Source organism: Pseudobutyrivibrio sp. UC1225 (genome assembly GCF_900115215.1).
Taxonomy (GTDB): Bacteria; Bacillota; Clostridia; order Lachnospirales; family Lachnospiraceae; genus Pseudobutyrivibrio.
Window position 1 is genome coordinate 270,869 of sequence record NZ_FOVQ01000002.1, and the last position, 25,369, is coordinate 296,237.

Sequence of the window (25,369 nt, forward strand, 5' to 3'; positions counted from 1 at the left end):
AGAATAATAATATGAAATATTTTGGTGGATGTGATTCCGGTTCTACATACACAAAGTGTGTAATCATTGATGAGACCGGAAAGATGGTAGCTGATGTGACTCTTAAGAGTCGAATCAATGCAGTGCTTTCTTGTCAGGATGCTCTTGACCAGGCAGTAGCTCAGGTTCCAGAGTTAAACAGTGCAGAGGATTTAACATATCTTGTAGGTACAGGATATGGCCGAAATAAGGTTCCATTTGCTGATGAGAACATTTCAGAGATTAGCTGCCATGCCATGGGTGTGCACGTCGCAGACCCTGAGGTAAAGGCTATAATTGATATCGGTGGTCAGGACGTTAAGGGTATCGCTGTGGATACAGACGGTACAGTTCTTAACTTCGCCATGAACGATAAATGTGCAGCAGGTACAGGACGTTTCTTCGAGGCTATGGCAAGAGCCTTCGAGATGGATTTGGACGAGTTCTCAAATCTTTCCCTCAAGGCAAAGAACGTTATTCCAATCACTGCTCAGTGTACAGTTTTCGCTGAGTCAGAGGTTATCTCACTTGTTGGTGAAGGTAAGCCTATGGATGAAATCGCTGCAGGTATCGAGCTTTCAGTTGCTAAGCGCTGCTTCGTAATGTCGAAGAAGGCTGGTGCTGTTGATAAGATTACACTTACAGGTGGTTGTGCAAAGAATGCAGGTCTTAAGGCAGCTATTGAGCAGGTTCTCAAGCTTAAGGTAATCGAGCTTCCAGTGGACCCACAGCTTATGGGAGCACTTGGCGCAGCTGAGTTCGCACGACAGAAAGGACTATAAAATGTTGAAAATTCTTTTAATAATTGCACTTATTTTGCTGTGTCTCTTCGTATTATCGTTTATCGTTTATTTCTTTAACTTAGATATGAAACTTACATCAGCAATTCAACCGCTGTTAGCTAAGCACTATGACAAGATAAAGAGAAATAGAAAGATTTAATCAATGAAGCTATATGATGAGACTATAAAGTGCATTATGTCTTCCTTTGAAGGGGCGCCATTAAAGCAGCTTGATATCGCAAATGCGAATTGGGCTGATGCAGGCGATCACAATCTTATCCTTAGAGCAGACATGGCTTATGAGCTGGGTGGTGGCACACATCCCGCAGTCAGCGCAATGGGTGTTACAGCAAACACCGAGCTTGTTCCAGCTGATGAAGTTTATATTCTTGGACCAAATTTGTCTGAGATAAAGGCAGATCAGCCTTACGCCAGAGTTGCTCTTGTGAGGGTAGCAGAGGACAGCCTGGGAGATGGCAATGTACTTTATAACGCTATTAGAAAAATCGAATATGTGAGATATCACATAAATCCAGAAGGGTACATGACTCGTATCTCTGCATCAAACGGCAGAGAGCCGGTTAGAGTCAGTGCTGAGGCTATTAAAAAAGGTCTTGGTTTCGCCCAGGTAGGTAAGCTTTTCTTGGATACCTACCATGAAAACAAAAATATTGAAGCTGTAAAGCTCATATTTATAACTGATCCAGATTTCGATTATAAATCGTTGTCTGAGCAGTCACGTCATCTTGAAGAGATCACTGGCACAATCGATCACATCTTCAAGAACGTAATGATGGATTGTGGCTCGTGTTCATTGCAGAAGGTTTGTGACGAAGTTGAGGGGCTTCGCGAGCTACATTTTAAAGAAAGAAAGGGAGTATAAGGAAATGCCAGAAATGAGTAAAGCAGTCATTCCACCACACATGAATGACAAGGCACCAAGCAAGAAAATCATTGAGCTTGGTAGAAAAATTACAGATGTTGCTGGACACAAGATGTTCGGTGTAAAGGTTGAGGATCCAGAGTACTGGGGTCTTGCAGAAATCGTAACAGAGGAGATGGCAGAGGTTGGTCTTACTATGAAGCTTCGCCATCATTACACATTTGATGAAATGTGCAAGATGAATCCTGAGAAGGCAAAGGACAAGGAAGCATTTCAGAAGCTTCTTGATGAGATGTCATATATTGGTCTCTTAGAGTACGATTACGGCGATCACTACGATCACAACGGACGTACAGCTGAGCCTTCAGAGAGAAGATATTGTCTTCCTATGTTCGTTCCAGGTTCTGCGGAGCTTTTCAACATGGAAGAGTCAGTTCCTGGCGAGCGTTCAAATAATAGATTAAAGGAGCATCCAGCTCTTGCATCCTTCTTCGAGAGAATGACATTTATGCCACTTGATGGACTTACACACCTTATCCCACCAGGCGGTGCTGGTGTAGGTATGCACGTTATCCCTGTTGAGAAGGCTATCGAGTTCGAAAACGAGAAGTTAGACCTTGAGCAGATTTCATACTGGCTCAAGAAATACGAAGGCCACATCGGTGTTGGTCAGTGTTCATGCCGTGTATCAAGAGCTTGTCTTGAGGAAGGTTGTGGCGATGACGAGATGAACTGGTGTATCGGTCTTGGTGATTTCGCTGATTACTGCCGCGAGACTGGTAAGGGTCATGACATCACATACGAAGAGGCTATGCGTATCGTTGAGCGTGCTGAGACTCTTGGTTATGTTCACCAGATTACAAACATCGATGGCGAGAACAAAATCTTCGGTCTTTGCAACTGTAACGTAAACATTTGTAATGCCCTTCGTACATCACAGCTTTTCAACACACCTAATATGTCACGTTCTGCTTACACTGCTCACGTTGAGGCAGAGAAGTGCGTTGCCTGCGGTAAGTGCGTAGAGTACTGCCCAGCTGGAGCTGTTAAGCTTGGTCAGAAGCTTTGCAAGAAGGACGGAACTCAGGTTGAGTATCCAAAGGTAGTTCTTCCAGACAAGGTTCACTGGGGCAAGGAAAAGTACGATGAGAATTATCGTGATAACAACCGTAAGAACTGCTACGAGACAGGTACAGCTCCATGTAAGGTAGCTTGTCCTGCACACGTTTCTGTTCAGGGTTATGTAAATATGGCTAAGGAAGGCCGCTATGAGGATGCTCTTGCCCTTATCAAGAAGGACAACCCATTCCCAGCTATCTGCGGTCGTGTATGTAACAAGAGATGTGAGGCTGCTTGTACACGTGGTACAATCGACGCTCCTGTTGCTATCGATGACATTAAGAAGTTTATTGCTGAGCGCGATCTTCACGCTGAGACAAGATACATTCCACCAATCGACATCGCATCAAACCGCTTAACACAGTGGGATGACAAGATTGCTATTATCGGTTCAGGCCCTGCAGGTCTTTCATGTGCTTACTACCTTGCAACAAAGGGTTATAAGCCAACAGTATTCGAGAAGAACAATCGTCCAGGTGGTATGCTCACATGGGGTATCCCTTCATGGAAGCTTGAGAAGGACGTTGTTGAGGCTGAAATCGATGTTATCCGTCAGCTTGGTGTTGAGATTAAGTGCGGCGTTGAGGTTGGTAAGGACATCACTCTTGATGAGCTTCGTGCTCAGGGCTACAAGGCATTCTATGTTGCAATTGGATGCCAGGGTGGTAAGATTCCACCAATCCCAGGTACAGATGCTAAGAGCGGTATCGACATCGCTGTTACCTTCCTTCACAAGGCTACAGAAGATCAGAACCAGAAGATGGATGGCAATGTAGTTGTTGTCGGTGGTGGTAACGTAGCTATCGACTGTGTACGTACAGCTGCTAGATTTGGTGCTGGCAAGCCACAGATGTTCTGCTTGGAGCAGCGTGATGAGATGCCTGCAAACAATATCGAGATTACAGAGACTCTTAAAGAGGATATCGCAATCAACAATGGTTGGGGTCCAAAGGAAATCCTTAAGGATGCTGAGGGCAACGTAGCTGGTATCGTATTCAAGAAATGTACATCTGTTAAGGATGCAGAAGGAAAGTTCAATCCACAGTACGATGAGAATGACACTATGACAGTAGAGTGCAAGAACATCATCTTCGCTATCGGTCAGGGTATTGAGTGGGGCGGACTCCTCGGTGATGGAAAAGAAAAGGTTGAGTTCTGGCATGGCAACTACCCAGTGGCAGATCACCTTACATACCAGACAGCGCAGCCAGACATCTTTGTTGGTGGTGATGTTTATTCAGGTCCTAAGTTCGCTATTGACGCTATCGAGGCTGGTAAGTGCGCTGCTGATTCACTTCACAGATTCGTACAGCCAGGCTGCTCTATGACAATTGGTAAGAACCGTCGTGATTTCATCGAGCTTGACAAAGACAATATTCTTGTGGAAGAATATGATACAGCAGGACGTAATGAGCCTGCTATCGACACAAGCATTGATATGAAGCATTCATTTAGAGATGCTCACCTTACTCTTACAGAGGAGCAGGTTAAGGCAGAGGCTAGCCGTTGCCTCAAGTGTGGTGCGTCAGTAGTAGATGAGAATAAGTGTATCGGATGTGGTGTCTGCACAACTAAGTGTGCTTTCGATGCTATCCACCTTCACAGAACTCATCCAGAGTGCACACATATGGTTCCTGCTGAGGATAAGTTCAAGCATATCGGTGCTTACGCACTTAAGCGTGCTGCAAAGGTTGCCTTCTCTAAGAAGAGCGAAGCTGAGAAGCAGGCTGAGCGCGAACACAAGGAGTATAAGCGTAACCGTAAATAATTCATGGTTATGTCAATGAGCCAGTAAGTAACAAGCTCTTAGGTTTCTGAATGAGGCATGCTATGGCCGAAAGAAGAAACACTAAGGCTTGTGACTGTAACTGGCGGTGTTGGTTTAGAAAGGGTAGTATAAGTAATGCATGAGTTAGGAATTGTATTTCACGTTGCGAAACAGGTAGAGGAAGTAGCCGAGCAGAACGGTGCTGAGCATATCAGCGAGGTAGTTCTCTCAATCGGTGAGGTTTCTACAGTTATTCCAGATTATCTTATTGATTGCTGGGCATGGAATGCAAAGAAATATCCAAGACTTGAGGGTAGCAAGCTTGTTTGTGAGACCATCAAAGCTGTGACTTTCTGCGAGGATTGTAAACAGGAGTATGAGACAGTTGCTCACGGAAAGACTTGTCCACATTGTGGCAGTGGCAATACATATCTTGTCACAGGAAATGAAGTTATACTAAAAGAAGTTATAGCGGATTAATAGAAATCCCACGGCTGAGCGCCGTGGGATTTTTTACATAATCTTGTTTTAATCTGTAGCTTCTACTGAAAGATCAACATCAACATCTTGATCTTTATCTTCAGTCATTCTTCTATAGATGTTTGCAAGTAAGGCGCCTGAGATGTTGTGCCATACTGAGAAGATGGCACCAGGTACTGTTGCCATTGCAAGATCAGGGAATGCTGTAGCAGCAAGTGAGGTAGCAAGACCAGAGTTCTGCATACCAATCTCAACTGAAAGAGCCTTCTTTTTAGAAAGAGGAAGCTTAAGAGCCATTCCAAGTAACAATCCACAAGCGTAACCAAGAAGATTATGAAGGATTACAACCACGAAGATGATTGCGCCTGTTGTAAGAATTTGTTCAGAGTTGTGTGATACAACAGCAGCTACAATCAAAGTTATAGCAAGTACAGAAACAAGAGGAAGTGCCTCTTTAACCTTTGCTGTATATTTGCCAAAGAAGTGGTTGATGACGAATCCAAGAGCGATAGGAACAATTACCACCTTGATAATTGAGATAAACATTGCCAACACATCAACAGATACTGTTGTGCGAAGGAATAAATAAGTGATTACGGGTGTGAGAAGTGGAGCAAGAAGTGTGTTTACACTGGTCATTCCAACAGATAAAGCTACATCACCTTCGCTAAGGTATGTGATGACGTTGCTTGATGTACCACCAGGGCATGTACCAACGAGGATTACACCTGCAAGGAGCCCAGCCTCAAGTCCAAAAGCCTTTCCAAGAAGAAAAGCAAGAAGCGGCATGATAGTGAACTGTGCAAGGCAACCGATAAGAATATCCTTTGGATGAGTAAATACTAAAACAAAATCTTCAGGCTTAATTGTAAGACCCATTCCAAACATTACTATCATTAGGAGATAGTTAATCCAACTAGTCTGAATCCAAAGGCAGGTGCCAGGCTTAAAAAGAGCCAAAGCCGCTACTACAAGTACGATGATTGCCATGTACTTTCCGATAAAGCTACTGATTTGTTTCATAACAAAAAATCCATCCTTTCTTGAATATGTAATTTAGCACTTTAAAGTGCTACTGCTATAAATCAAGATATCACTATGATTTTCATTTTTCAACTATCAATGGTAAAATTATTCATGATTAACATCTAAACGAGGGTGTGACTATGAATAAGAGAATATTTATATTGTTGATTGCACTAGGGCTGTCTATGTCAGGTTGTGGAAATCAGATAGAAAATGTTGAATCAAATGAAAAAGAAGAAAAAGAAGAGAACATTGTTATGAATAAAAATGAAACAGAGAATAATAAAGATTTCTACGCCGTGGAATTCGATGAAAACAGCGATATCTTCGCCAGAATAAAAGGGAAATCCTACAAGGACAATTGCACCGTACCACTATCGGATTTACGATATTTACATGTGAAGCATATAGGCTTTGATGGACAGCCCCATGATGGAGAGATTATCTGTAACAAATATATAGCAGAAGATTTGCTTGAGATATTTGAAGAGCTTTACAATGCAGGTTATCCAATCGAGAAAATCAGACTTGTGGATGAGTACAATGCAGATGATGAGAGTTCTATGGCTGACAATAATTCATCAAGCTTTAATTTTAGATTTATCAGCTACACCACAAAAATTTCCAAGCATGGTTATGGTCTTGCCATGGACATCAATACTTTGTACAATCCATATGTGAAAACTGTCGATGGTCAGCTTTCAATTGAGCCAGCTAATGCAGCAGCTTACGTTGACCGCACACAGGATTTTCCCTATAAGATTGACGAGAATGATTTAGCATACAAGCTCTTTACAGTCCACGGTTTTGAGTGGGGCGGTGCCTGGAAAAAGTCAAAGGATTATCAGCATTTCGAGGTACCAGACTCAGTGGTAAAGAAGCTTTACAACTAAGGAGAATAGACATAATGAAAAAAATTGCATCTACTATCTACTGGCTTGCTGTAGCAGTCGGGAGTTTAGTGTTGTTAAACTATACAAGCTATGTAAAACCCCAGTGGCTATTCTTTGGGATAGCAGTGGCAGTTGGGGCTGGCATATGCATTTTCAAATCAATAAAAAACGAGAACTATGTAGGCCAGACGCTGGCTATATCTAAGAATAACAACAGAAATCCTGTATATGATTACCTGAGACTGGTGGCGGTGCTTCTTGTAATCATTATCCATGTACTTAATCTGGATTTGAGACTTGCAGCTGATATGGCAGGTACAGGTATCTACAACACCATGAATTATATTCGTTGCTGGAGTGGAAATTGTAATACCTTCTTCATTATGATTTCCGGAGCACTTCTGCTGGTGGATAAGGAGGAATCCGTATTTACCTTTTACAAAAAGCGACTTCTTAGAATTGCTATTCCTTTGATAGTTTATTATCTTTGGTATCTTTGGCAGTATGAAAAGATTGGTGTGCTTACATGGCAGGAGATAGCCGTAAAGATATTATCAGCAGATGTTTACAACGATAATGTGCCACATTTCTGGCTTGTGTACGAGATAGTGGCAATTTATGTGGCTGTGCCATTTCTTAGAATTATGCTTAAGAACATGTCATATACAATGCTGACACAGCTTGTGGTTATTACTTATGTTCTTTCGATTTTAATGAAGTTTATTCCAAATCAGATTGGAACTATTATTCCACTTTCAGGCTGGTGCGCAGTGGCAATAGTTGGATATTGGTATAGCCGAGAGGAATCTAGGAAGTTTGATACATGGATGATAATCGCTGGAGTTCTTGTGAGCATACTAGAGTACTTTAAGATTGATCCAAACTTGGCTTATCAGGATTCAATGACAGCGCTTACTCAGTATTTTATAATCACTGTTCTTGCAGTATTTGCCATCTGCTTTAAGCTTCAGAACCATCTTAAGAATTTTTACCTTTTGAGATTGGTTAGCAAGTACAGCTACGGAATCCTTTTGATTCATATGTGGGCTTTGTATTTCGTTGTAAGAAACATTATTCATGTTTCATCGGTAATGTACAAGGGAGTGGGCTTTATAATTTTGGTGGTAGTTACTCTGCTTATTTCCACAGTGGCTGCATATCTTATAGAAAATCTCTTTATTGATATTTTCAATACAGTCATATCAATTATTGATAGAAAGAAAAATAAATAACAAAGGAAATACCCTCGGGTGGCTGAAGCCCGAGGGTATTTTAGTTTGCATGTCAATTAGAACATGCAGATATAGGGAGAAAATATATGAAAGGTCCGAATGACCTGGATATAAGCTAATTAAAAGAAACAACAGATGTTGCACAGCAGATTAAGAATAATCATGCTTGCACACCAGCGAACAACGCCGAAATATGGGCGATTGTAGCCGTAATAGTAACGTTTGTATTCATACCAGTTGTCATAGTTCTGTTGATTCTGGTTTTGGTTGCCATAAGGTCCATAATTATTGTAAGGACCATAGTTGGCAGACTGGTTATTGTTGTAGTAATCCTGATAAAAGGGACCGCCATTTTGGCGCTCATCCATGATACGGTTATATGCTGCCTGGATTTCTTTAAACTTTTCTTCTGCAGCCTCTTTATTAGGATTGTTTATATTGGCATCTGGGTGATATTTTCTACTAAGACTTCTGTAGGCTTTTTTAATTTCGTCTTCAGAAGCATTTCTTGATACACCTAATATGCTATAAGGATCTGTCATTTACGATTCTCCTTGGAATTATTCTTTCTCTTTTCTTTAAGCTGAAGATATTCGTATCTGGTCCATACACCGGAGTAAATAATATTTCTTAGAATATCTACATTATCGACTATAGGTAGTCTTTCAAAGGATTTGGCACATTCTGTCATCAGCGATGTAAGATTGATTTTTACAAAGCACTCAAATTCCTTTGGTGATTCTTTTTTCAAAAATAGGAGAGGATTGTAGCTTCCTCTTTTTTCATCTTTTTTTATGTCATCATAGGCATCAATCAAATAAATGAATTTGCCCATGTAATAACCCATACCATGAAGGGTTTGTCCCCAGGAATCCTGTTTCCAGTTAAATAGCTCGCCCAGCATTTCACCGGTGTAGCCTGAAACAAGATCAATGTTTCTTTCGCCTGATTTTTCAGCATATGACAGCTTGTTGATATAATCCTCAACTGCCTTAACCTGTCTAGGATACTGTATACTGATTCTGTCGTAATCTTTTTTCAGCGAACTTGCAGCCATGCCTGAAAGCTTTGAACCATCATCGGCATAATTATCCATTAGGCTATGGTAGGAAAGAATGATATCCATAGCGGCTGCGTATTCCATTGCTTCACTGGAAAAGCCCTGTTTCTTTTTTGCAGGATGAATCATGCATCTGAAATCCTGTTGATTAAGCTCAGGTTCATAGAGACTCTGAAGCAGTATTGCTAAAAAGCATAAATCAAAATTAAGAAGCATCTGGCCTTTGACACCTGCCTGCTTTCCTAATTCCCTGCACAAGCCACAGTAAAAGCTCTGATATGTGCGCTTATCTTCTTGAGATAGCTGACTTCGATCTGCGTTAATATATCCAAACAATCCTTTAAACCTTCTTTATAAACTGTGTGCGACATCTATTACAGGTAACCTGAATTTTACCTCTGCCTCTTGGCGCACGAAGCTTTTGCTTACAGCTAGGACATTTAAAAATCTTGTAGGTTCTACGCTGGTCCATGTCGTAGCGCATTTTTGCGATTTTGTTTTTTATATTTGGTGTAAGTCTAATAAAGAAGCCTCTAATCTTTGCTGTCTTCTGAAGAAACATCTGATTCTCATAATATCTCTTCTGATAGTTTTTGGAGAACATTCTCCATATGCTATAAATTAGACATGCCATTGCAAGCAGGTAGGCTATATTGGAATGACTGAACATAGTAACCAGCATTAGTATCATCGCAGCCCAGGTAAAGGTTCTGCCTAATGCATCCACGCCGGTTCTTCCAGCGAACATTCGTGCTAATTTGTATCTGAAATTGTTCATTTGCTACCTCCTAAACAATTAGCTTATCTGCACTTTAAAGGTTTCCAGGTCCACCGTCAACAGTTTGGGAAGGGATTTAAGAAAAGTTTAATAAATGCTTAAGAAAGCTTGATAAATCAGTTGGGTTAGTGTAAACTAACTTTAGTTTAACGAGTTGCACAGGAGTTGGAAATATGGTACTCTTTTAATTGTGGTGAGTTGTATGCAATCGATTTATCACAGGTTCAAAATAACAGGAGGTTTTTATTTTGAGAACATTTGTAAATGAGTCGTCAGAGAACTATTTAGAGACAATTCTTGTACTTAGCAAGAAGCTCCCAGTTGTTCGTTCTGTAGACGTAGCTAACGAGTTGAATTTTAAGAAATCATCAGTCAGCATTGCTATGAAGAATCTTCGTGAGAAGAATCACATCACAGTGACTGACGCTGGATATATTTACCTAACAGATGAAGGAAAGGCCATCGCTGAGATGATTCTCGAGCGCCATGAGCTTATTACTGATATTCTTGTTAAGCTCGGTGTTGATGAGGAGATTGCGTCCGAGGATGCATGCCGTATCGAGCACGTAATCAGTAAGGAAAGCTTTAAGGCTGTTCGTGATTATGCGAAGGATAAGATTTTAAAGTAATTATGGATATTGCAGTAAATAATAACGAACAAAGAGACATTATCGTGCAGCAGCTTCGAGAGGCGGGCTGTCGAATTACAAAGCAGCGTCTTGTGGTATTGGATATCATCCTTAATTCAGATCCTTCCTGCGTGAAGGAGATTTACCGCGAGGCCATCAAAATCGATAAAAATATAGGTACTGCCACAGTTTACCGCATGGTAAATACCCTCGAGGAGATTGGCGTGCTTAACCGCAAGAATATGTATCAGGTGGATTGCACAGCCTGTGAGCAGCATTGTGCTGATGAGGACTGTGATCCAAATTGTCCTGGTGGAAGTTGTCTTGCCTGTGAGACCAATGTGGTTGTCACATTGGACGACGATTCTAAGATAGTATTAAACAGAGCAGATTTACAGGACATTTTATACGAGGGATTGAAGGCAAAAGGCCGAATTTCTGACCAGAAGATATCTAGACTTGCGTTATAAAAAGGTGTATTATAAAAGGGCTGTCAAACCGTTGACAGCCCTTAGTTTTATTTATTAGAAGAGGAGATATAAAATGACTCAGTCACGTACACACAACTGTAACGAGCTTCGTCTTTCAGATGCAGGCAAGCAGGTTACTTTAGTTGGTTGGTTCGAAAACATTAGAAAGGTGTCTAAGAATCTTGGCTTCGTTATCCTTCGTGATTTCTATGGCACTACACAGATAGTTGTTGAGACAGAAGAGATGATGGCTGTTATCGATTCTGTTAATAAGGAATCTACAATCTCTGTTACTGGAGAGGTTCGCGAGCGTTCTTCTAAGAACACAGAGCTTCCAACTGGTGAGATTGAGGTCGTTCCTACATCAATTGAGATTCTTGGAAAGTGTACTCACAACGAGCTTCCATTCGAGATTAATCGTTCAAAGGAAGCAGATGAGAACACTCGTCTTAAATATCGTTATCTTGATCTTCGTAACCCAGAGGTTAAGAGCAAGATTATCCTTCGTAGCAAGATTGTAGCAGAGCTTCGTGCAGCTATGATTGCTCACGATTTCATGGAGATTACTACTCCAATCCTTACATGTTCATCACCTGAGGGTGCTCGTGATTACCTTGTTCCAGCTCGTAATCATCCAGGAAAGTTCTATGCACTTCCACAGGCACCACAGCAGTTCAAGCAGATTCTCATGGCATCTGGTTTCGACAGATACTTCCAGATTGCTCCATGTTTCCGTGATGAGGATGCTCGTGCAGATCGTTCTCCAGGAGAGTTCTATCAGCTTGATATGGAGATGGCATTTGCATCTCAGGAAGATGTCTTCGCAGTTATCGAGGATGTACTTCCACCTATCTTTGCTAAGTACGGCGTTTACAATTCAGCTTCTACAGCTCCATTTGTACGCATTCCATATCTTGAGTCTATGGACAAGTACGGTTCAGATAAGCCAGATCTTCGTATCGACCTCGTTCTTCAGGATGCTACAGAAGTTATGGCTGATTGTGGATTCGGTCCATTCGAGGGCAATGTTGTTAAGGCTATCGTTGTTGATAATCTTACAGCTACACGTAAGCAGATTGATGCTATGATCGCTGAGGTAGAGGTTGCTACAGCTCAGAAGACATACTGGTTCAAGCTTGATGAGAACGGAGAGCTTGTTGGTGGTATCGCGAAGTTCCTTCAGGAGCGTAAGCAGGCAGTCATCGATGCACTTGGTCTTAAGCCAGGCGATTTCGTTGGTCTTGCAGCAGGTCCACTTCTCGTTGCTCAGAAGACAGCTGGTGTATTCAGAAAACTTCTCGGCGCAGCAGCAGAGGGTCACATGAAGAAGGATACATACGAGTTCTGCTGGATCGTTGATTTCCCAATGTACGAAATCGGCGAGGAGTCAGGCGAGCTTGAGTTCTGCCATAACCCATTCTCTATGCCACAGGGCGGTATGGATGCTCTTAAGAACAAGGAGCCACTTGATATCTTAGCTTACCAGTACGACTTAGTATGTAATGGTGTTGAGCTTTCATCAGGTGCTATCCGTAACCACGATCCTGAAATCATGATCGAGGCATTCAAGCTTGTTGGTCTTGGTGAGGATGATGTTAAGGCTAAGTTCCCAGCTATGTACAACGCATTCACATATGGTGCACCACCACACGGCGGTATCGCTCCTGGTGTAGACCGTATGGTTATGCTTATTGCTGGTGAGGAAGCTATCCGCGAGGTTATTCCTTTCCCAATGAACAAGAACGCACAGGATATCATGATGGATGCTCCTGCAACAGTAGAGCAGAAGCAGCTTGACGATGTACACATCGCAATCGTGATGCCTAAGGAAGATTAATAAAGAATTTATGAAGAGATCTAGTCTTTGACTAGGTCTCTTTTTTGTTTCTTCATCCAGCTTGTTACATTGTATATGGCCATGTCACTGGTCAAGAGCAAGCCCTTCGGGAGCTTTGCTCTCTTGACTCAGCTCCATGAGCCATATAAATGGTAATCAAGCAGGATTAAGAAATGGGTCTGTGGCAGCTGCCACAGTACATATAACAGGTGAAAAATTAGAACTGTTGCATTAGTTTTGTGAAGGTACAGTTTTATTTGAGATTTTTTAGAAAAGCACTGTATGAAAAGTTCAAATAGATAGCTTTTTGAATGCTGTACCTTTTGTTATATTGCAATCGTTTGTTTTTTATACACATACCGATGGCTGTGAGTTCTAGTTACGCCACACCTTTCAAAAAAATACAGTGTTATTTAGAAAAAGCTCAAAAACACTGTAAAATCATAAATCAAATGTTATTTACGGAATTTCAGGCTTCATTCATTGCTTTTTCCGTAGCTGTAATCCTTAATTCCAAGGCAATTACGTAATATATAGCTATTTACAGCATTTGTTACGTAGGATTTAAACAAATATTTTTCTCAGAACGTCTAATTCTATGAAATCACTACGTAAAATATTGTCATAGCAGTATGTTCTTCCGTAATCAGACTAAAAGTAAGAAAAACGACTACGTAATAAATCGCCCTAAATACAATATGTTCCGTAATGTACTGTGGTGGTGCCACAGCACTATTTCTTCAGCGGGCTTGATTACCATTTATATGGCATCTGGTACTGAGTCAAGAGAGCGAAGCTCCCGAAGGGCTTGCTCTTGACTAGGAGCAGAGCCATATACAATGTAACAAGCCTGATGAAGAAAAAAAGGGACTTAGCCAAAAGACTAAGTCCCTAAATAATGTCTTGAACTACACCAACTTACGTAATACAGGATAAACAACAGTACTTATGATTACGCCAAATACTCCCTGGATGATATTTGGTACAATGCCGGCTAAAGACGCAATCACGCCTGCCGATACTGATGTTTTATTTACAATAGCCAGCATGAATATTTCAAAGAGAAAATATCCAAGCACCATGACAGCCTCGCCTGCGATTCCAGAAATAATTAGGGTAGGTAACTCAGTTTTATTACTGAGGATTCTGGAGATTGCTTTGAATACAACGTATCCTACGAGAGCTGTCAGTGCCTTGATAACGAATGTGGCTGGAATATAAATGAAATAGCCACCTATTAAATCTGAAAGTGCGGAACCAATCCCAGCGGCCAACGCTCCCCACACAGGTCCTAAGAGTAGTCCTGATAATAGTACAAAACCATCGCCTGGGTGAATGTAGCCCATGGTAGGTGTTGGTACTTTGATAATCATCGTGCCTACGCAGGTGAGTGCTGCCATCAGTGCGGCGATAATAACTTTTCTGGTTTCAATTCTGTTTGCTGAGTAATGAGTTGCTGAGCTATCCATGATGTTCCTCCTAGTGTCCGTCCTCAAAAATTGCTTTCTTTTTTTTTTTGTTGGGGCTATAATACCACCAAACTGATACCTAAAAAATGGACAAAAATAAATAAAAAATAGGGGACAGATATGAAGGTATATGAAAAGGTCTATAACTACTATATTGAAGAGATGAAGAAAGGTTCTCTGAAAAAGGGCGATAAAATCCCGTCTTTGAGGGAAACGGAGCGAATTTTAGATGTGAGTCGAACCTCTGTAGAAACAGGATATATGCAGCTTGCTGCAGATGGATATATTTATTCTGTGGAAAAGGTTGGCTTCTTTGTTTCAGAGATGGCAGAGCAGCTTTCTGCCATAGATAAATCAAGCCATAAGCAATCCAAAGAGTGGTTCGAAAAAAAGAAGTCAAACAAACCTGTGGCAAAGTACGACCTTGCCACAATCGGAGAAGATAAAAGAAGTTCATGCCTGGATTTATGGAGACGATATATGAAATCGGCTCTGAGACAGGAAGAAAGATTGCTGACTTATGCCAAGAATCAGGGTGAGGATGATTTGCGTGAGGAGATAGCCAGCTATGTCAGAAAGAACAGAAATATTATCTGTTCACCGGAGGATATAGTAATCGGTGCAGGTTTCCAGAGCCTTCTAATTATTCTTATGGGGTTGTTAGAGGGGGAAAAGAGCATTTCTTTCCCAACTAGAAACTTCTCAGATGGAGCAGCTGTATTTAGTAATGGTGGATATGAGGTCAGATACAGAAACAAGGAAAGCCATGTGATATACGTTACCCCATCTTATATGACAAAATGGGGAGAAATCATGACTATGAAACGTCGAAGGGAATTGATTGAACATGCCCAGAAAAATGATCATATCATAATAGAAGATGACTATCAGAATGAGTTCGTGTTTGCCAGCAAGCCGACTCCCAGCTTATATGCCATGACTGGTGGTGACAGGGTGGCTTTCTTAGGGTCGTTTTCTCGAATACTTTTACCTAGTGTGAGAATAAGTTTTCTAATACTTCCAAAAGGTTATCGTGACCGATACGCTCAGATACAAAACCTATATAACCAGACAGCATCAAAGGCAGAGCAGATTGCCCTGACCCAGTTCCTCCGTGATGGTCACCTGAACAGACATATAAAAAAGACTGCCAGACTATACGAGGATAAAAGAAAAAAATTCCATGACCTGCTAAAAAAATATTTCAAAGATGATTCGGAAATCTATATGGGAAACAGTGGAATGGAGATAGGGCTTGTTATCCATAAACCTAATCTCTCTGCTAAAATCAAAGCCTCAGGAGTGGATGTATACATTGTAGATGAAGGAGAAGAATCCACAACCCTGTTACTGTCCTGCGGGATTATCGAAGAAAGCGAAATGGAGGCGGCAATTAAAAAATTATATATAGGTTTACAAAAATAGTTTAGTGTGGTAGAGTGATAAAGTAATAAAGCAATGGAACTAAAACATGAGGAGAGTATAAATATGAGTAGAAAGATTCTTGCATTACTTTTATCAGCTTCTATGATGGCTGCAGCACTTGTAGGCTGTGGCTCAAAGGGTCCTAATGATTCAGAAGTACCAACATCAGGCTCGCAGGCTGAGGAATCCACAGAGAGTGATGTTTCTTATATCCAGAGCAAAGGTACTCTTTTAGTGGGTATCACAGATTTTGCTCCAATGGACTATAAGGACGATGGGGGAGAGTGGATCGGCTTTGACGCAGATTTGGCAAAGAAGGTCGCTGAGAATTTAGGCGTAGAAGTAGAGTTTGTAGAGATTGATTGGGATAATAAAATTTTAGAGCTTCAGAACAAGTCAATCGACGTTGTATGGAATGGTATGACACTTACGCCAGAGGTTACCAGCTCAATGGAATGTTCAAAGGCATACCTTAACAACGCTCAGGTAGTAGTAGTTCCTGCTGATAAGGCAGATGCTATCAAGACAGCAGAGGACGCAGCAGAGCTTAGCTTCGCAGTAGAATCTGGTTCAGCTGGTGAGGCAGCAGCAGAGGAGAACGGTTTCAACTATGTAGCTGTTAAGTCTCAGGCTGATGCAGTTATGGAAGTAGCAGCTGGCACATCAGATGCTTGCATCATTGACCTCCTTATGGCTGGTGCGATGATTGGCGAGGGCACAAGCTACCCAGACCTTGCACACACAATAGAGCTTACAACAGAGGAATACGGCATTGGCTGCCGCAAGGGTTCTGATTTAGCAAAATATATTAATGAGCAGCTCAAGGCACTTTACGATGATGGAACAATGGCTGGCATTGCCACAGAGTACGGTGTACAGGAAGCAGTAGTGGCTCAGTAATTCAAAGGAAGAATTATGTTTACAACAGTTACGATGTCTTTATTTGAGGGTTTCTTAGGAACCCTCAAATTGTTTAGTTTAACACTTTTATTTTCATTGCCGCTTGGACTTATCATTAGCTTTGGCTCCATGAGTAAGAGTCCTATCATCAGATGGCCTATCAGATTTATTATCTGGGTTGTCAGAGGAACTCCACTTATGCTTCAGCTTTTGGTTATTTTTTACGGCCCAGGTATCTTTTTTGGCACAAATCTTTGGGGCTCAGGAGATGGCGGAAGATTTACAGCAGCGCTGGTAGCATTTGTATTTAACTATGCCTGCTACTTCAGTGAAATCTTCAGAGGCGGAATCCAGTCTATTCCTAAGGGACAGTATGAGGCTGCGGCAGTTCTAGGCCTTACAAAGTCTCAGACCTTCTTTAAGATTGTGCTTCTTCAGGTAGTGAAGAGAATCGTTCCACCTATTTCAAATGAGGTAATCACCCTTGTAAAAGATACTTCCCTTGCAAGAGTTATTGCATTCTACGAAATTATCTGGGAAGGCGAGCGATTCATCAAGAGCGCCGGTATCATCTGGCCACTTTTCTACACAGGTGCATTCTACCTTGTTTTCAGTGGATTACTTACATTGCTGTTCGGATACATTGAAAAGAAACTTGATTACTTTAAATAATTTGGAGTGTTATGGCAATTTTAGAGGTTAATGATTTAAAAAAGAAATTTGATAATACAGAGATTCTTAAGGGGATTTCTTTTTCCATGGAAAAGGGTGAGACTCTGTCCATTCTTGGTAGCTCTGGCTCAGGAAAGACTACCTTGCTTCGCTGCCTGAATTTCCTTGAGACTCCTAACGAGGGTACCATCACTGTAAATGGTAACTGTCTATTTGATGCTAAAAATGGACCACTTAGGGATGGAGATTTAAGAGAGAAGAGACTTCACTTTGGAATGGTTTTTCAGCAGTTTAATCTGTTTCCACAGTATACAGCCTTAGAGAATGTTACTCTGGCTCCAAAGCTCGAGGGCAGGGGAAAGTCTCAGGAGGAGATTATAGAAAACGGCAAACGTCTTCTTGAAAAGATGGGGCTTGGGGATAGAATGAACAATTACCCACACCAACTTTCAGGCGGACAGCAGCAGCGTGTGGCTATTGCAAGAGCACTGGCACTTCGCCCAGATATTCTTTGCTTTGACGAGCCTACAAGTGCTCTTGACCCAGAGCTTACAGGTGAGGTACTCAAGGTTATTAAGGAGCTTGCAGAGCAGCACACAACAATGATTATTGTTACCCATGAAATCGGATTTGCCAGGGATGTTTCTGACAAAATCATCTTTATGGATGATGGCGTTATCGCTGATGAAGGCACCCCTGATCAGGTCATAGATAATCCTTCGAATGAAAGGACGAGACAGTTTTTGGCTAATTATTTAAAGTAGTTTAAGAAGGGAGAATTGTATGGCAACATTAGGTATCGTAATTGCGATAGTGATTTATCTGGCAGCGCTTTTGATTATGGGAGCTACATTTGCAAAGGAAAATCACACAGTCGGAGATTATTATTTAGGCGGACGTAAGCTTGGCCCCTTTGTAACAGCCATGAGTGCGGAGGCATCGGACATGTCTTCATGGCTTCTGATGGGACTTCCAGGTGTAGCCTATGCCACTGGTATCTGCGATGTTTTCTGGACAGCACTTGGACTCGGAATTGGAACCTACGTAAACTGGCTGCTTGTGGCTAAGAGACTTCGTAAGTATTCTGAGAAGAATAATTCAGTTACAATACCGGATTTCTTTGAGAATCGTTTCAGAGATAAGAGTCATACACTGATGCTTATTTCTTCTTTAATCATAGTTGTTTTCTTCGTGCCATATGTAGGCTCAGGCTTTGCAGCATGTGGAAAGCTTTTCTCATCATTGTTTGGTCTTGATTATACAATCGCCATGATAGCATCAGCAGCTGTAATCATTGGCTACACAGCTACAGGCGGATTTATGGCTGCATCTGTAACAGATTTCATCCAGTCAATCATCATGACAATAGCTCTTATCGCAGTTGTCTGCTTTGGTCTTTCAACAGTTGATGGAATCGGAACAGTAAGCACATATTCAAACTCTTTAGACGGATATATCAGCCTTACAGCAATGCATGATTTTACAGCTGGAAGTCGAGTTTCCTACGGTGGTATCATCACAATCATTTCCACAATGGCATGGGGGCTTGGATATTTTGGAATGCCTCACATCTTACTTAGATTCATGGCTATCGAAGATCCAGAGAAGATTAAGCTCAGCCGTCGCATTTCTACCGTTTGGGTATTCATCGCCATGGGAGTAGCTATCTTCATCGGTGTAATGACAAGAACAATGGTGCATGAGGGAGCAATCGGAGACCTTGCTGATTCTGAGAGAGCTATTGTTATTATTGCACAGACGCTGGCGGAGCATAGCTTTATAGCATCTCTTTTAGCTGGTGTTATCTTAGCTGGAATCCTTGCATGTACAATGTCTACCTGCGATTCACAGATGCTTGCAGCCTCATCATCTGTATCTGAGAACATTCTTCACGAGACATTTGGAATTAACCTTTCTGAGCATATGCAGATGGTTATGGCCAGGGTGGTATTGGTTATTATTGCAACCATAGGCGTGATTATAGCAAGAGATCCAAACAGTTCAGTATTTGGTATTGTATCCTTTGCCTGGGCAGGCTTTGGTGCAGCCTTTGGACCAATTATGCTTCTTGCGTTGTTCTGGAAGAGGGCAAATAAATACGGTGCTATTGCAGGTATGATTGGCGGTGGTGTAATGATATTTGTATGGAAGTTTGGTATAAAGCCAATGGGTGGAATCTTTGGTATTTACGAGCTTTTGCCAGCATTCATCATAGCTTTAATCCTTTGCGTGGTAGTAAGCCTTCTTACACCAGCTCCAGAAAAGGAGATAGTAGAAGAGTTCGAATCAATCAAGTAAAAAGGCATAATAAAAGAGCCAGTTAAGTATCTTTTAAAATGATACTCAGCTGGCTCTTATTTTTGTTCATTTACGTATTTTATAAAATCATCAAATGGTATAGGCTTTGAGTAATAGAAGCCTTGCAGATAATCACAGCCTATATCACGCATTTTTATGGCCATCTCTGCATTTTCGATTCCCTCCGCTGTGATTTCAAATCCACTCTTTTTAAAGGCTGTTATTTCATTTGGAAGAATTTCGCCAGGCTTTTTGCAGTAATCCCACACAAGAGTTTTATCCAGCTTAATATTTATAAATGGTGTTTTGCGTAGGCGATACATGTTTGAATAGCCTGTGCCATAATCATCTAAAACAAATCTAAAACCGCCTTTATTAAGTAAGGCAATTTGTTTTTCAATCATGTATTCATCTACAAATGCCTCCTCTGTGATTTCTAGATGAATGAATTCAGCATCCAGATTATGATCTCTGACAATTGTGGAAAGACTTTGCTCCAAATCATTTTTCATTAGTTGTATAGGTGACAGATTTACATTTATAAATGAAAGACCAAGTGTCCTGAATTCTGGAAGGTTTGCGTATTCACAGCACATTCTGAATACCTGCCTTCCAAGCTGATTGATTTTACCGTTTCTTTCAGCGATAGGAATGAATTCTCCAGGATAAAGTAAATCACCTGATGAATTTCTGATTCTAGAAAGAGCTTCAGCGCCTACCACCTTACCTGTTTTGCTGTTTACGATTGGCTGGAGGAATACTTCCACTTCATTGTTATCAATAGCAAATTCCAAAGAATGCTTCATGTCGTTTTGGGCAACGATATTATTGACATCAGCATTTTCTATAGTTATAAGCTCGTTATCAATAATTTTGTTTGGATTAGAATATGCGATGTTAAAAATACGAAGCAGGATATCCACAGGTAAGTTCTTTTCGGTCAGAGTAATGGCAGTTCCACCTATATCCCAGTATATTTCTGTATTCATGGAAATCCATGGCTGCTGGAATCTGTATAGTAGCTTTGAGTAAATCTGTGGCCATTCAGAAGGCTTGGAGCCAAAGATTATAAAACTACCTGCATCATTGTAGAATATCAGATTAGAAGGAAATTCCTTCCTGAGGTAGTTTTGTATCAAATACAGACCCTGATTTGTTTGGGCAAGACCATAGAGCTCCAGCTTATCTGTAAAATTTTTAATACCAAACACTAATGCATTAATAGATTTTTTATTATAAAGCTCTGTTATGTAATCCCTTAAGCCAACCCTGTTGAAAATAAATGTTCTTTCAATTAGGTATAAATCAGGATTTTCAAATCCTAAAAAGAGTACTATAAACGATGTAAGGGTAAAGATATTCATCAAAAGCAGGCTTGGGAAAGCATATCTGACAAAAAGCCCAATAGAAAGCATCGTATTACAGCCAACAAGAATTTCCCATTCCCTGCGCCTAATTAGTAGATGTCGCTGCTTGATAATAAGAAGGAACGACAAGAGGATATATATAGCATAGATAAAATAAAGAACATTGTATAATACACTGGAGTGATAGCCCTCATCATCTATGTAATAAAACCAATGTGTCCAGAAACTGGTCACTACAATGATATCACCAAAAATCATTGGCAATGTAATCAGGTAGCGTTTAAATCCGTGTTCATATAAAGTTACATTTAAAACATTGGCTGTAAATATATGAAAAAGGAAGGCACATGCAAAGAAGGCAACAAAATAGGCACTATTCAAGACATAAAGAAAAGCATCATGATAGAACTCATCATGCATATCTGCCCAGGAAGAAATAATGTCTAAGGACATACATAGACATATTGCAGATGTAAGGTATACAAATATGAGATTTTTCTTTACTGGCAATCTTGGTAGTGAAACGTAATGACCGATTAATACTGCCATTATCATTAAGCTAGGGATTGCATAACTAAAAGTCCAAACCATAGGGGGTCCTTCCAAATACTAAGCATACTATCAGCCACTATCACCACTAATCTGATGATACACTTTATTTGTGAACAAAACGTAGTATTATTATGCCCATATAAAGAAAAGAATCGTAAGAGTTTTACATAATTATCAAAAATTGAACACGATTAAATCAAATATTAAATAGATTTATTTTGTACCATCTAATAATATGTTCAAAGATAAAGAAGAGAAGGATGATATAAGGTATGAAGAGTTCTACAATTTCAAAGAGTAAGACCATTGATTTCACTGATGGAAAGCCAGCAGGCTTGATTTTACGGTTTTTCTGGCCATTGCTTATGACCAGTATGTGTCAGCAGCTTTACAACTTCGTGGATTCTATGATTGTAGGAAGGGGTATAAGTGATAATGCTCTTGCAGCAGTTGGTAATATGGGTTCGTTGTTTTTCCTAATAGTTGGTTTTTCCTTTGGCTTGGCAAACGGCTTTGGTATTATGATAGCTCAGAGCTTTGGCGCAAAGGATTTTGATGAGCTACATCACAGATTAGCAGGCACTATTCAATTGGGAGTGATTTTGGCAGTAGGTCTTACAATATTCAGTGTATTGTTTTTGCCTAATGCATTAACTTATTTACGTACTGATCCTATTATTTTTCAGGACAGTCTCAAGTATGGATATATACTGTTTGGTGGTTTGTTTGTAGGTATTACCTACAATATTTCAGCAGCTGTGCTTCGTTCCCTTGGAGACAGTCAGACACCACTACATTCCATTATTGTTTCATCAGTCACAAACCTTTGTCTGGACAGCTTATTCATTTTTGTATTCAAGATGGGGGTTGAGGGGGCAGCAATCGCTACTATTATTGCTCAGATTGTTTCGGTATGTATTTGTCTTAGAAAGCTGTTTTCTATTGAGATGATTAGGTTATCAAGAGCAGATTTTGCAAACAACCAGAGAGTATGGTTACTGCTTATCTCAAACGGTCTTCCAATGGCACTTATGAACTCCATTACAGCTATTGGATGCATGGTTGTTCAGTATTTTGTAAATGGATACGGAGTAGTGTACACTGCAGCGTATGCGGCTTGTAGTAAATACCTGAATCTCTTTATGAATCCAGCAGGTACAATGGCAAATGCTATCAGCGCTTATACAAGCCAGAACTATGGTGCAAAGAAATATGAGCGAATAGTCGATGGTATCAAGTTTGGCCTAAAGATTGTAACAGTATTCTATGTGGTTTTAGGCGGTGTAATGATATTATTCCCAGCCAATTTGGCCAGAGTGCTTCTTTCAGGTAAGGAACAGATTGACCTTGTGTGTATCTTCCTTCCAACCTGTGGAATAATGCTTATTTTCCTGAATTTTTTGTTTATAGTAAGAGCAGCAGTTCAGGGAATGGGAAAACCAATGCTTCCTATGGTTTCTGGAATTATGGAGATGGTTTTAAGAACTGCAGTGATTTCATTACTTATGAGCCGTATCGGTTTCAGAGCTACCGCTTATGCGGAAATCAGTGCATGGATAGGCGCACTTGTTATTAACGCATATGCGATGTTTAAATATTTGTTACCATCAATAAAAATGAAAAGAGTTTTGGAGGTTTCATAACCTCCAAAACTCTTTTTTTTATGCATATACTAAAAGATCTTTGTCACTGTAATCTGCAAATGGTCCTGGAACTGGTGGGATAATACGGTGATTTCCGAAGTAATCCTTGCCAAATGTGATTGGTGTTCCATCAGGTCTTTCAAATGCCTGCTCTGGCTCAAATGCAAGTCCAAGAGACTGTGTAGTGATGATGTTTACACTGAAATCCTCAAGCACATTTGCAAGCTCACTCTTTAAATACCATTTTCCATCCTTTTCTGTTAAAAGAATCTTAGGATTATAAGACTGCTTTTCTAAGCGATGAATTTCGTTCTTATAAATGTTGGCACCGTTAAGATATACATTTCCGTCAATCCATACTGGAAGATGTCCGAAGTGTGCCTCGGCAAGACCACCCATATCAGGATCTGTATCTGGAGCAAATGGCTCATACCAGTCATCATATGTAGGGAAAATATCAAATGGTGCAGTGCCTACTGCCTGATAATCTGCATCAGCTGCAGTCTTTGTGCTATCTGTAATAGGATAATGCTGTACAAAAATATTATTGTATATACGGTCATCTCCGTGAAGAATTGTCATGAAGCCTGCAACCTCTGTCCTGTGTTGGATGTGGTATGGAGTGTAGCGAGGCTCACGCTGTCCGTTTATAATGCTATCTACTCCTGAGTTGATTAAGCTAAAGCTTCCAAGAATAAGGTTGTGTACACATGCAATACCCTCACTAGGGATTGTGATAGCTACAGGAGAGAGAAGCAGGTTGTTGTCGATAAGTGTAGGACCATGACCTACCTCTACGAACACATCAGTGTTGAACATGGCACCATCTGCCTGCTTGATTCCATCAGGACGGCAGTTGTCGTGCATAAGGTTTCTTGTGACTCTTGCACCCTGTGCCTCCCAATCAAGCCAAACACCCATGATGTTGTTGTGTATGTGGTTTCTTCTAATAGTTACGTCGATGGCAGCGTGTAATTTGATACCAGCTGTCTCTGCGCCACCAAGCTGCTGTGAGTTGCAGATGTGGTGGATGTGACAGTCCTCAATTGTAGAGAATACTCCACCCATTCTACCAACGATACCCGTCTGCTCGCAGTGGTGAATGTGACATCTTCTGATGATATGATGTCCAATATTTTCCTTGAGCCAGCCATGATACTGACCACGGCAAACAGCGTCGCGCTCCATCTGTGTAGGGCTCTTTACCTTTTTAACAGTAAAGTACATGTCGTTTTCTGGGTCGAGATATTTACCCAAAGAAATACCGCAGCAACGGCTTCCGTAAATCTCACAGTCCTCGATAATCCATCCCTTGCTCCAGTGTGGTCCAATCATACCATCCTGATATGCAGCAGGTGGAGCCCATGTGGTAGCAGCCTTATTGATGTTAAAGCCACTGACTGTGATGTAGTTTATGCCGTTTTCGTCTGGCATGAAGCAGTTACGGCGGACAAGAATTTCAACATTTTCTTTATTAGGATCAAGACCCTGAAAGTTAGCATAAAGGATAGTCTCGTCTTTTTCAGAATCCTGCTCTGTGAACCAAAGATAAGATGCTTCCTCTTTGTTCCATGCAAATGGATTTGCCTCTCCCTTTTTGCAGTCATCAAGGGAATCGCACTCGTACATCATTTTGTCGTTGAGGAAAACTGCACCAGTGTGTCTGATGGCAGGAGAGAAGTACCAGTCTCCGTATACACGTGTGGTATATGGATTGTAATCAGCGAACACACCGTTATTTACGCGTACTGTCCATACATTTCCTTCCAATTTATTCCAGCCTGAAAGCTCCTCAGCGCCTGTGATAACAGCGCCCAGCTTTTCCTCTGAGCGGTATACGATAGGCGCATCCTCTGTACCGGCATTTCTTGGAGTAACCTTTTCGCGGTAAACACCGCTGGCAACAATAATCTCGTCACCTGCTACAGCGATATTTGCAGCATCTCCAATATTCTTAAAAGGTCTTTCCTTGGAGCAGTCTCCATCGCGGAAAGCCTTGGCATCAACATAGTATTTCATAATCTAGTAAAGCTCCTTTCGGTCAATTCGATAATATAATTATCAACTA

At 40.9% G+C, this 25,369-nt stretch carries 21 protein-coding genes and 1 pseudogene; 15 read left to right on the forward strand and 7 right to left on the reverse strand.

Annotated features, from left to right (window positions below; all coding sequences use genetic code 11):
• Positions 1-11 precede the first annotated feature (11 nt).
• From BMZ41_RS04115 to BMZ41_RS04130, 4 genes are all read left to right on the forward strand, one after another.
• Positions 12-800, forward strand: coding sequence for an acyl-CoA dehydratase activase (locus BMZ41_RS04115; RefSeq protein WP_090527090.1), 789 nt, complete (start codon positions 12-14; stop codon positions 798-800).
• Between the two features lie 163 nt (positions 801-963).
• Positions 964-1,683 carry a carbon monoxide dehydrogenase gene (locus tag BMZ41_RS04120; protein ID WP_090168967.1) on the forward strand — a complete coding sequence of 240 codons (720 nt, stop codon included), beginning with the start codon at positions 964-966 and terminating at the stop codon, positions 1,681-1,683.
• Positions 1,684-1,696: 13 nt separating this feature from the next.
• On the forward strand, positions 1,697-4,570 hold the full coding sequence (locus BMZ41_RS04125; RefSeq protein ID WP_442960245.1) for an FAD-dependent oxidoreductase: 2,874 nt from the start codon (positions 1,697-1,699) through the stop codon (positions 4,568-4,570).
• Positions 4,571-4,705: 135 nt separating this feature from the next.
• Positions 4,706-5,050 carry a hydrogenase maturation nickel metallochaperone HypA gene (locus tag BMZ41_RS04130; protein ID WP_090168965.1) on the forward strand — a complete coding sequence of 115 codons (345 nt, stop codon included), beginning with the start codon at positions 4,706-4,708 and terminating at the stop codon, positions 5,048-5,050.
• A gap of 48 nt (positions 5,051-5,098) precedes the next feature.
• Here the strand turns inward: BMZ41_RS04130 and BMZ41_RS04135 are convergent, their stop codons facing one another.
• Positions 5,099-6,073: a bile acid:sodium symporter family protein gene (locus BMZ41_RS04135; RefSeq protein ID WP_090527092.1), complete on the reverse strand. Its 975-nt coding sequence runs from the start codon at positions 6,071-6,073 to the stop codon at positions 5,099-5,101.
• Between the two features lie 143 nt (positions 6,074-6,216).
• Here BMZ41_RS04135 and BMZ41_RS04140 point away from each other — a divergent pair, with 143 nt between their 5' ends.
• Together BMZ41_RS04140 and BMZ41_RS04145 are read left to right on the forward strand one after the other, a co-directional pair.
• Entirely contained in the window at positions 6,217-6,969 is a 753-nt protein-coding gene (locus tag BMZ41_RS04140) for a M15 family metallopeptidase (RefSeq protein WP_242942010.1), read from the forward strand.
• 14 nt (positions 6,970-6,983) lie between these two features.
• Positions 6,984-8,201: an acyltransferase gene (locus BMZ41_RS04145; protein ID WP_090527094.1), complete on the forward strand. Its 1,218-nt coding sequence runs from the start codon at positions 6,984-6,986 to the stop codon at positions 8,199-8,201.
• Positions 8,202-8,557: 356 nt separating this feature from the next.
• Here BMZ41_RS04145 and BMZ41_RS16115 read toward each other — a convergent pair.
• The 3 genes and pseudogenes from BMZ41_RS16115 to BMZ41_RS04160 form a co-directional block, all read right to left on the reverse strand.
• A pseudogene (locus BMZ41_RS16115) lies at positions 8,558-8,743 on the reverse strand (DnaJ domain-containing protein); the annotation flags it as partial.
• Complete coding sequence (locus tag BMZ41_RS04155; RefSeq protein ID WP_090527096.1) at positions 8,740-9,597, reverse strand: DUF5685 family protein; 858 nt, start codon at positions 9,595-9,597, stop codon at positions 8,740-8,742. The pseudogene BMZ41_RS16115 and the gene BMZ41_RS04155, both read right to left, overlap by 4 nt.
• Positions 9,598-9,601: 4 nt before the next feature.
• A complete protein-coding gene (locus BMZ41_RS04160; RefSeq protein ID WP_242942011.1) occupies positions 9,602-10,039 on the reverse strand; it encodes a hypothetical protein in 438 nt (145 codons plus the stop codon).
• Between the two features lie 248 nt (positions 10,040-10,287).
• On the opposite strand from BMZ41_RS04160, the gene BMZ41_RS04165 reads away from it, so the two are divergent.
• From BMZ41_RS04165 to aspS, 3 genes are all read left to right on the forward strand, one after another.
• Positions 10,288-10,668 carry a metal-dependent transcriptional regulator gene (locus tag BMZ41_RS04165; protein WP_090168957.1) on the forward strand — a complete coding sequence of 127 codons (381 nt, stop codon included), beginning with the start codon at positions 10,288-10,290 and terminating at the stop codon, positions 10,666-10,668.
• Positions 10,669-10,670: 2 nt separating this feature from the next.
• The gene (locus BMZ41_RS04170) at positions 10,671-11,138 is read left to right on the forward strand and encodes a Fur family transcriptional regulator (protein WP_072911114.1); all 468 of its coding nucleotides are present in this window, start codon (positions 10,671-10,673) and stop codon (positions 11,136-11,138) included.
• A gap of 73 nt (positions 11,139-11,211) precedes the next feature.
• A complete protein-coding gene (gene aspS, locus BMZ41_RS04175; protein WP_090527099.1) occupies positions 11,212-12,975 on the forward strand; it encodes an aspartate--tRNA ligase in 1,764 nt (587 codons plus the stop codon).
• A gap of 908 nt (positions 12,976-13,883) precedes the next feature.
• Here the strand turns inward: aspS and BMZ41_RS04180 are convergent.
• A complete protein-coding gene (locus tag BMZ41_RS04180; RefSeq protein ID WP_090171370.1) occupies positions 13,884-14,444 on the reverse strand; it encodes an ECF transporter S component in 561 nt (186 codons plus the stop codon).
• A 120-nt stretch (positions 14,445-14,564) separates the two neighbouring features.
• Here BMZ41_RS04180 and pdxR point away from each other — a divergent pair, with 120 nt between their 5' ends.
• From pdxR to BMZ41_RS04205, 5 genes are all read left to right on the forward strand, one after another.
• Entirely contained in the window at positions 14,565-15,869 is a 1,305-nt protein-coding gene (gene pdxR, locus BMZ41_RS04185; protein ID WP_090527101.1) for a MocR-like pyridoxine biosynthesis transcription factor PdxR, read from the forward strand.
• Positions 15,870-15,932: 63 nt separating this feature from the next.
• Positions 15,933-16,769: a transporter substrate-binding domain-containing protein gene (locus BMZ41_RS04190; protein WP_090171364.1), complete on the forward strand. Its 837-nt coding sequence runs from the start codon at positions 15,933-15,935 to the stop codon at positions 16,767-16,769.
• A 15-nt stretch (positions 16,770-16,784) separates the two neighbouring features.
• Positions 16,785-17,441 (forward strand): amino acid ABC transporter permease, encoded by a 657-nt coding sequence (locus BMZ41_RS04195; protein ID WP_090171360.1) that lies wholly within the window; start codon positions 16,785-16,787, stop codon positions 17,439-17,441.
• Between the two features lie 11 nt (positions 17,442-17,452).
• Complete coding sequence (locus BMZ41_RS04200) at positions 17,453-18,205, forward strand: amino acid ABC transporter ATP-binding protein (protein ID WP_090527103.1); 753 nt, start codon at positions 17,453-17,455, stop codon at positions 18,203-18,205.
• A gap of 19 nt (positions 18,206-18,224) precedes the next feature.
• Positions 18,225-19,739, forward strand: a complete 1,515-nt coding sequence (locus BMZ41_RS04205; RefSeq protein ID WP_090527106.1) for a sodium/proline symporter — start codon at positions 18,225-18,227, stop codon at positions 19,737-19,739.
• Between the two features lie 56 nt (positions 19,740-19,795).
• Here the strand turns inward: BMZ41_RS04205 and BMZ41_RS04210 are convergent, their stop codons facing one another.
• A complete protein-coding gene (locus BMZ41_RS04210) occupies positions 19,796-21,697 on the reverse strand; it encodes an EAL domain-containing protein (RefSeq protein WP_090527108.1) in 1,902 nt (633 codons plus the stop codon).
• Between the two features lie 233 nt (positions 21,698-21,930).
• On the opposite strand from BMZ41_RS04210, the gene BMZ41_RS04215 reads away from it, so the two are divergent.
• Positions 21,931-23,301: an MATE family efflux transporter gene (locus BMZ41_RS04215; RefSeq protein WP_090527110.1), complete on the forward strand. Its 1,371-nt coding sequence runs from the start codon at positions 21,931-21,933 to the stop codon at positions 23,299-23,301.
• A gap of 18 nt (positions 23,302-23,319) precedes the next feature.
• Here BMZ41_RS04215 and BMZ41_RS04220 read toward each other — a convergent pair whose 3' ends face one another.
• Positions 23,320-25,320 (reverse strand): right-handed parallel beta-helix repeat-containing protein, encoded by a 2,001-nt coding sequence (locus BMZ41_RS04220; RefSeq protein WP_090527112.1) that lies wholly within the window; start codon positions 25,318-25,320, stop codon positions 23,320-23,322.
• Positions 25,321-25,369: the final 49 nt, after the last annotated feature.

Coding starts and splice junctions, on each gene's coding strand:
- BMZ41_RS04115 (WP_090527090.1), top strand. CDS start 12: ATGAAATATTTTGGTGGATGTGATTCCGGTTCTACATACACAAAGTGT.
- BMZ41_RS04120 (WP_090168967.1), top strand. CDS start 964: ATGAAGCTATATGATGAGACTATAAAGTGCATTATGTCTTCCTTTGAA.
- BMZ41_RS04125 (WP_442960245.1), top strand. CDS start 1,697: ATGAGTAAAGCAGTCATTCCACCACACATGAATGACAAGGCACCAAGC.
- BMZ41_RS04130 (WP_090168965.1), top strand. CDS start 4,706: ATGCATGAGTTAGGAATTGTATTTCACGTTGCGAAACAGGTAGAGGAA.
- BMZ41_RS04135 (WP_090527092.1), bottom strand. CDS start 6,073: ATGAAACAAATCAGTAGCTTTATCGGAAAGTACATGGCAATCATCGTA.
- BMZ41_RS04140 (WP_242942010.1), top strand. CDS start 6,217: ATGAATAAGAGAATATTTATATTGTTGATTGCACTAGGGCTGTCTATG.
- BMZ41_RS04145 (WP_090527094.1), top strand. CDS start 6,984: ATGAAAAAAATTGCATCTACTATCTACTGGCTTGCTGTAGCAGTCGGG.
- BMZ41_RS04160 (WP_242942011.1), bottom strand. CDS start 10,039: ATGAACAATTTCAGATACAAATTAGCACGAATGTTCGCTGGAAGAACC.
- BMZ41_RS04170 (WP_072911114.1), top strand. CDS start 10,671: ATGGATATTGCAGTAAATAATAACGAACAAAGAGACATTATCGTGCAG.
- aspS (WP_090527099.1), top strand. CDS start 11,212: ATGACTCAGTCACGTACACACAACTGTAACGAGCTTCGTCTTTCAGAT.
- BMZ41_RS04180 (WP_090171370.1), bottom strand. CDS start 14,444: ATGGATAGCTCAGCAACTCATTACTCAGCAAACAGAATTGAAACCAGA.
- pdxR (WP_090527101.1), top strand. CDS start 14,565: ATGAAGGTATATGAAAAGGTCTATAACTACTATATTGAAGAGATGAAG.
- BMZ41_RS04190 (WP_090171364.1), top strand. CDS start 15,933: ATGAGTAGAAAGATTCTTGCATTACTTTTATCAGCTTCTATGATGGCT.
- BMZ41_RS04195 (WP_090171360.1), top strand. CDS start 16,785: ATGTTTACAACAGTTACGATGTCTTTATTTGAGGGTTTCTTAGGAACC.
- BMZ41_RS04200 (WP_090527103.1), top strand. CDS start 17,453: ATGGCAATTTTAGAGGTTAATGATTTAAAAAAGAAATTTGATAATACA.
- BMZ41_RS04205 (WP_090527106.1), top strand. CDS start 18,225: ATGGCAACATTAGGTATCGTAATTGCGATAGTGATTTATCTGGCAGCG.
- BMZ41_RS04210 (WP_090527108.1), bottom strand. CDS start 21,697: ATGGTTTGGACTTTTAGTTATGCAATCCCTAGCTTAATGATAATGGCA.
- BMZ41_RS04215 (WP_090527110.1), top strand. CDS start 21,931: ATGAAGAGTTCTACAATTTCAAAGAGTAAGACCATTGATTTCACTGAT.
- BMZ41_RS04220 (WP_090527112.1), bottom strand. CDS start 25,320: ATGAAATACTATGTTGATGCCAAGGCTTTCCGCGATGGAGACTGCTCC.